The organism is Micromonospora craterilacus, from assembly GCF_003236315.1.
GTDB lineage: Bacteria > Actinomycetota > Actinomycetes > Mycobacteriales > Micromonosporaceae > Micromonospora > Micromonospora craterilacus.
The window spans coordinates 1-6,315 of sequence record NZ_POTY01000321.1 but is presented as its reverse complement, the minus strand read 5'-3'; the positions used below and the strand labels follow the sequence as shown (position 1 = coordinate 6,315).

The following is a 6,315-nucleotide window of genomic DNA, read 5'->3' as shown; positions in this document are numbered from 1 at the left end:
GTGCCGGGGTGGCGGGGTGGACCGGGGCGGCGCTTCGTCGGGTGACGACTCGATGACGGACAGTGTGAACTCCAGTGTGGTGCGAAACGCCGATCGGGGCTTGACAGGAAGTTAGGTTAGGTTAGCCTAACCCCAGCTGTCCACGGTCCCCCCGACCCTGATCGAAAGACGACACCATGCCTGATCCCGTCTCCGCCCGCCGCCTCTCCCGCCGAGGACTGCTCGCCGCAGGCGGCGCCGCCGCCATGGCGGCCGTGCTCGCCGGCTGTGGCCGGGAGGACGCCGCGAAGCCCAACGGGGACAACAACTCCGGCCCGTGGTCGTTCACCGACGACCGCCCCGAGACGGTCACCGCGGCGACCCGGCCCGGCAAGGTGGTCGCCTTCACCGGCTCCGCCGCCGCGCTGGTCGATTTCGGACTGTCTCGCGAGGTCGTCGGGGTCTTCGGGGAGACCAGGAAGGCGGACGGCAGCGCCGAGCCGCAGGCCGGCGCCCTGGACATCGAGAGCGTGGAGATCCTCGGCAACGTCTGGGGTGAGTTCAGCGTCGAGAAGTACGCCGGGCTGCGCCCGGAACTGCTGGTCACCCACATGTACGACCCGGGCGCCTACTGGTACGTGCCGGACGAGAGCAAGGACAAGATCCTCCCGCTCGCGCCGGTAGTGGCCATCACCACCGCCCGGGTGCCGATGACCAAGCCGATCGAGCGGTACGCCCAGCTCGCCGAGTCCCTCGGCGCGGACCTGTCGGCGACGAAGGTCACCGACGCCAAGGCGCGGTTCCACGCCGCCGCCGAGGCGGTGCGTCAGGCGGTCAAGGCCAACCCGGGCATCAAGGTGATGGCCGCCTCGGGCAGCCCCGACCTGTTCTACGTCTCCAACCCGAAGGTCAGCACCGACCTGATGTACTTCGCCGAACTCGGCGTCGACATCGTGGTGCCCACCAAGCTCGAAGCCGGCGACTACTTCGAAGCGCTCAGCTGGGAGAACGCCGGCAAGTTCCCGGCCGACCTGATCCTGCTCGACAACCGCAACACCGCCCTGCAGCCGCGAGACGCTCGCGTTCCCCTGTGGTGACTGGAGCCCGGGCCAGAAGGCGACCCACCGGTACACGGTCAGCACCGTCGGCGGCGGGGAGCCGGCCACCAAGACGATTACGGTCACGGCAACCGTGAATGACATCGGCGACGTCTGACGAGCGGGAACTGGTCCGGCGCGCGGGGGCAGCCGTACCCCGTACCGCTGCGGCGCGTACCCGAGCTCGGCGGCGAGCACCGTCAGTTCCTCGGCGGTGAAGCTGATGGACAGGTGTCCAGCATGCGGCGCACTGCTCGACATGATGCGGCCCCTGTGCTCGCGCGGGCTATCCGGCACCGGCGATCCTGCCCGGACTCTGGGTACGGTGTCCATCCTCACGGCGTCCGCCCTCCTGCTGGCCCGCTCAGCCGGCGCCACCAGGCCCGTCGCCAGCGCCTACTCGGGCTCCCGATTGGCGCAACCTCCAGTACTCGGCGGGCGGGACCGAACCGCCTGCCGGGTACTGGAGCGGCCAGGACTACCGGCCGGTGTGGATGAGCAGAGGAGCGACGACCGCAGCGATCGCGGCGGCGCCGGCATCGTTGGGGTGCAGGTGGTCGCCGGAGTCGTAGGTTGGCCGCAGCGCATCCCGGTCGGCCGGGTCGGCGAGCGCCCGGTCCAGGTCGGCCACCGCGTCGTACTCGCCGCCGCTGCGGATCCAGGTGTTCACGGCGTCGCGGACCATCTCGTTGGCGGGCGTGTCGTAGCCGAACGCGCCTTTGATCGGCAGCATGGTGGCTCCGACGATCCGCACACCCCGGGCGTGTGCCGCCCGAATCAGCTGCCGATGCCCGTCGATGATCTCTTCGGCAGTCACCACGGGGGAAGCGCCGCAGCCGAAGTCGGGGTAGCCGCCGCCACCAATGTCGTTGATGCCCTGCAGGACGACCACGGCGCGGACCCCTGGTTGGTCCAGCACGTCCCGGCCGAACCGGGACACGCCCGCCTCTCCGAAGCAGGTCGAGTCCGCGAGCAGTTTGCTGCCGTTGATACCGGAGTTCACCACACTCATCGGCCGGCGCCCGGAGGCGAACCGTTCGGCCAGCTCATCCGGGTACCGGTTGTCGGCGTCGACCGTGGTGCCGTACCCGTCCGTGATCGAGTCGCCGAACGTCACCACTGCGTCGTGGGCGCGTCCGGGCTGGCCGGCCGTGTCGATGCCGGCAAGGAAGTACCACGATGTGCTGGTCTCGGCGAACGCGCCGGCCCGGGTATCGAAGCGCCGGTCGCCGGCCGTTCGGTAGGTGGTGGCCGTCGCGTTCTCGTGGACGGTCGCCGGGCCGGTGGGGCCGGCGAAATACAGCGTCACCGCGAGGGAGTCCAGGGCACGTGTCGGCAGCGGCGCGGGGTCGGAGGTGAGCTCGCCTCCGGGGGGAATGGTCGCCGTTGTCGATCGGCTGAAGGTCAACGAGCGGAGGCTGCCCGGTCGCACGGCCGCTCCCCCTGCGGCGTGCGCGATCGTTGCGCCGGACACCTTCAGCGGTCGGTCTCCGAAGCGGTTGGACAGTCGTACCCGCACGGTCGAGCCGCTGGCGCTGACCCGGACCACCTGCCGCAGTGACTGATCTGCGAAGCCGTTGACTGACCAGTTCGGCGTACCGAACCCTTCGAACGGGTGGTGTGCGGCGGCGGTCCACGCCGCCCGCCAGCCCGCGGCGGAGGGTGCGCCGGCGTGGCCGGGCTGCGCCGCTGGCGTCCGGGCGGTCGCCGCCTGGGCCGGCGCGGTCAGGAACAGGGCTGCCGCGACGGCGGCGGCGAGCAGTTGAAGCCTGGTACGTCTCATGGGGCGTCCTTTCGCAGGCGGTTGCTGATGGGCATGGGTGCTGGCCGGGCCAGACGTGCGGGACTACGCCCGCCCCGGTTCGGTCAACCGGCGATACCGGTGCCGGTCTCCAACAGCGACTTGAGGTCGCTGAGCAGGAAGGACCAGCCTCCCCCGGTGCCCGGGGTGGCGCCGGTGACCAGTGCCGCGGTGTGTGGAGCCCCGGTGAGGTCGTGCGTCACGGTCAGGGTCGTCAATCCGCGTTCATCCCGGCCGATGTCGTAGGTGAGTCGGGTGGGTCCCTCGGCCGCCATGGCGGGGTCGGCGGTCATCCGCCAGGTCAGGGCGAGCCGCCGGTCGGGTTCGGCCTCGATGATCTCGCCCTCGATGATGACCACGTCGACGCCGCTGCCGACCATGGCTTCGCTCGCGTAGCCGCGGTAGGCGCCACCGGGGCGCGGGTCGATGTCGATCCGGCCCCCGTACCCATAACGCTTGGTCAGCTCCGAGCGGGTCAGCGCAGCCCAGACCTCCTCGGGGCTGGCCTTGAGATAGATGCGGTGAACCAGTTCACCTGAGTGCTGCACAGTGCCCGTCATAGCCACTCCTCTGATCACGAACGCCGAGGTGGCGTTACCGTCGGTGATCAGCCTCCGCCGCGCGGCTGGCCGGCACATCCGTGGCCACCCGGATTCGACCACGGAACGCACCACGGAGCGGGGAGGGCGGTCAGTCCCCCATCGCCGGCAGGCCCAGCGACTTCAGCTCGGCTCGCCCCTCGGCCTCCCGTCCGGGTAGAAGCGCAAGCGTGCAGGCGTACTCGACACGTGCGCCGACCTGCTGAAACCCGGCCAACGCCGCGGCGAACGCCTCGACGTCCCCGGTCAACCGCCCCCGCGCTCGGGCCAGGCAGGCGGTCGCCCAGGCGTTGTCGGTGCCCGCCTCCTCGGCGACCGCGAGGCACCGCGCCGCGCCCGGCAAGCCGGCGGCGACCGCCAGCTCCGTACCGGCGGCGCGGGCGTACATCTCGTACCGGAAGCCGGGGAAGGCGTTGAATGCCAGCCCGACCAGCCGGGCCGCGTCACCGAACTCGCGCAGATGAAGGGCGGTGCGGCAGTCCGCGTAGACCGCCGACGGGAGTGCGGACAGCTCGATGCCGGCGGCGGAGGCGCTCGCCGCCAGTCGGTTCCGCCACCGCGACAGGCTGTCCCGATCACCTCGGAACCCGCACGCCAGCATGGCGAACGCCATGGCACCCGCCACGTCCCCCGTCGGTGGCCGGCCGACCCGCTGCCACCCCTCCCACAGCGCTTCCGCCTGCGCCAGCGACTCGTCGAGTTCACCGGTGAGCGCCAGGGCCGGCACGAGGGTGCCGATGGTGTAGGTGCGGTTTCCGAGCAGGTCGTCATCGATCATCCGTCGCGCCACATCCAGTGCGGCGGGCAGGTCACCGGCCCGAAACGCGACGGTGGCCGCGACGTGGAAGGTGTCACCGATCTCCGGTGCCGCCTGCGGATCGGTGGGGTCGAGCTCACTCAGCAGCGCGAACCGCTCCACCCCGATCCGCCGCGCCTCGGCTGATCGTCCGGCCTGCGCCGCGGCTGTACCCAGCAGGTCCAGACCCGCGCTGACCAACACCGGCACGCCGCAGCGACGGGCGGCCTCAGCGGCGACGACGGCGAGATCCGGGTCCGGGTGGTACGGGCGGCCTCCGGCGTACCACGCCTCGGCGATCGCCACCGCGGCGGCGACCGCGGGATCGGCGGCGTTTCCGGCGGCTCGGGCCCGTTCCAGCAGGACGGTCAGCCGTTCGCGTGACATGTCGCTGCCGATCCGGCTGTGGAACCGGTGGACCATCTCGATCACCCGGGCCAGGGCAAGCGCCTGGGCATTGCCGTCGCCGGCCGCCCCGGCAAGGTCGGCGCAGGTCAGCAACAGGTCCAGTGCCTGCCGTCCGGGCACGGTGCCCACCAGCGCGCAGTTTGCCGCGTTGCGCAGGTCCGCCACCGCCTCTGCGGGGCTCGGTGCCCGCGCGGCCGCCTGCCGGTAACAGTCCAGGGACGCGGCGAGGAAGCGACGGCTGAACGCGAGGCGACCGAGCGCCCGAGCCAGTTGGTGCGGGGCCGAGCCGACGCCGCTGCGAGGGCCGAGCAGCGCTGCGCGCAGATCGTCGGCGACGAGGTCGAAGTCCTCGCGCCAGGCACCGTTCAACCGCTCGACGAGTGCGGTGGCCGTCGATGTCGCCCATTCGAGGTACCGGTCGAACACCTCACCCCGGGCCGGGTCGGCGACGAGTTGTTCCCGCGCGAACGCCCGGACGGTACCCAGCATCCGCCAGCGGCGCACATCCCGGTCACGGGTGACCAGGCTCTTCTCCACCAGCCGGCCGAGCAGGTCGGCCGTCCCGGCCACATCGCCCACCTGCGACACCCGGGCCGCAGCGGCCAGGTCGAACCCACCCACGAACACGGAGAGGTGCCGCAACAGCGTCTGCTCGGCTGGGTCCAGCAGGCCGTAACTCCAGTCCAGAACGGCCCGCAGTGAGCGGTGCCGCTGATCGGCGTGTCGCGCGCCGGTCAACACCCGCAGGGGATCGGTGAACGCCGCGAGTAAGCCCTCCACTCCCAGCGAGGCGCTGCGGGCGGCGGCAAGCTCGATCGCCAGCGGTACGTTGTCGAGTTGGGCGCAGAGTTCACCGACCGCCGTCGGGTCGCCGGGCACGTCGGCGCCGGCCGCCCGTGCGCGGTCGTCGAAGAGCGCCCGCCCGTCGGGCTCGGGCAGCGGCAGCACCTGCACCACCTGTTCCCCGGGCACCCCCAACCGTTCCCGGCTGGTGGTCAGCACGGTGACGCCGGGGCACCCGTTGAGGATCTGCTCGGCGAAAGCCGCCACCGCGTCCAACAGGTGTTCGCAGTTGTCCAGCACCAGCAGCGACCGTTGCGCGCTGAGTTCGTCCTGGATCGCCTCGGACAGGGGCTGACGCGGGGTGGGGATGAGGCCGAGCGCGGCGGCGACGGCCTGGGGAACGGCGCCGTCGCGCACCGGCACCAGGTCGACAAAGGCGCCGCCGGCCGGAAACCGTGGCGCCACCTCGGTCGCCAGTTCGACGGCGAGCCGGGTCTTTCCCACCCCGCCGACGCCCACCAGGGTGATCAGCCGGGCGTCGCGGAGCGTTCTGGACAGCGACTCCCGCTCCTGTCGGCGACCGACGAAGGTCGTGCGCGGTACGGGGAGCCCGGCGACGCCGGCGTCCGCCCGGTTCGTTGTCGCCGCCGGGGCGGTCGATGCAAGTGCCGACAAATCGTGTCGGTCGGCGACGCCATACTTGCGCAGCAGTGACGAGACGTGGCTCTCGACGGTGCGTACGGAGATGAACAGCCGCTGCCCGATCTCGGCGTTGCTGCACCGCTCGTTCAGCAGAGCGAGCACCTCGGCTTCCCGTGCCGAGATCTCGATCTCCACCGTCACCGCCCCCAC

General features: G+C 71.5%; 3 protein-coding genes and 1 pseudogene. 1 reads left to right on the top strand and 3 read right to left on the bottom strand.

Features of this window, described 5'->3' with window-relative positions:
* Positions 1–176 precede the first annotated feature (176 nt).
* Positions 177–1,073 (top strand): annotated as a pseudogene (locus C1I95_RS31040) (ABC transporter substrate-binding protein); the annotation flags it as partial.
* 481 nt (positions 1,074–1,554) lie between these two features.
* On the opposite strand, the gene C1I95_RS31035 reads toward C1I95_RS31040, so the two are convergent.
* The 3 genes from C1I95_RS31035 to C1I95_RS31025 form a co-directional block, all read right to left on the bottom strand.
* Entirely contained in the window at positions 1,555–2,859 is a 1,305-nt protein-coding gene (locus C1I95_RS31035) for an SGNH/GDSL hydrolase family protein (RefSeq protein WP_111219281.1), read from the bottom strand.
* 83 nt (positions 2,860–2,942) lie between these two features.
* A complete protein-coding gene (locus C1I95_RS31030; RefSeq protein ID WP_111219285.1) occupies positions 2,943–3,437 on the bottom strand; it encodes an SRPBCC domain-containing protein in 495 nt (164 codons plus the stop codon).
* Between the two features lie 130 nt (positions 3,438–3,567).
* The coding region (locus C1I95_RS31025) for an ATP-binding protein (RefSeq protein WP_146605912.1) at positions 3,568–6,315 on the bottom strand (2,748 nt) is incomplete at its 5' end.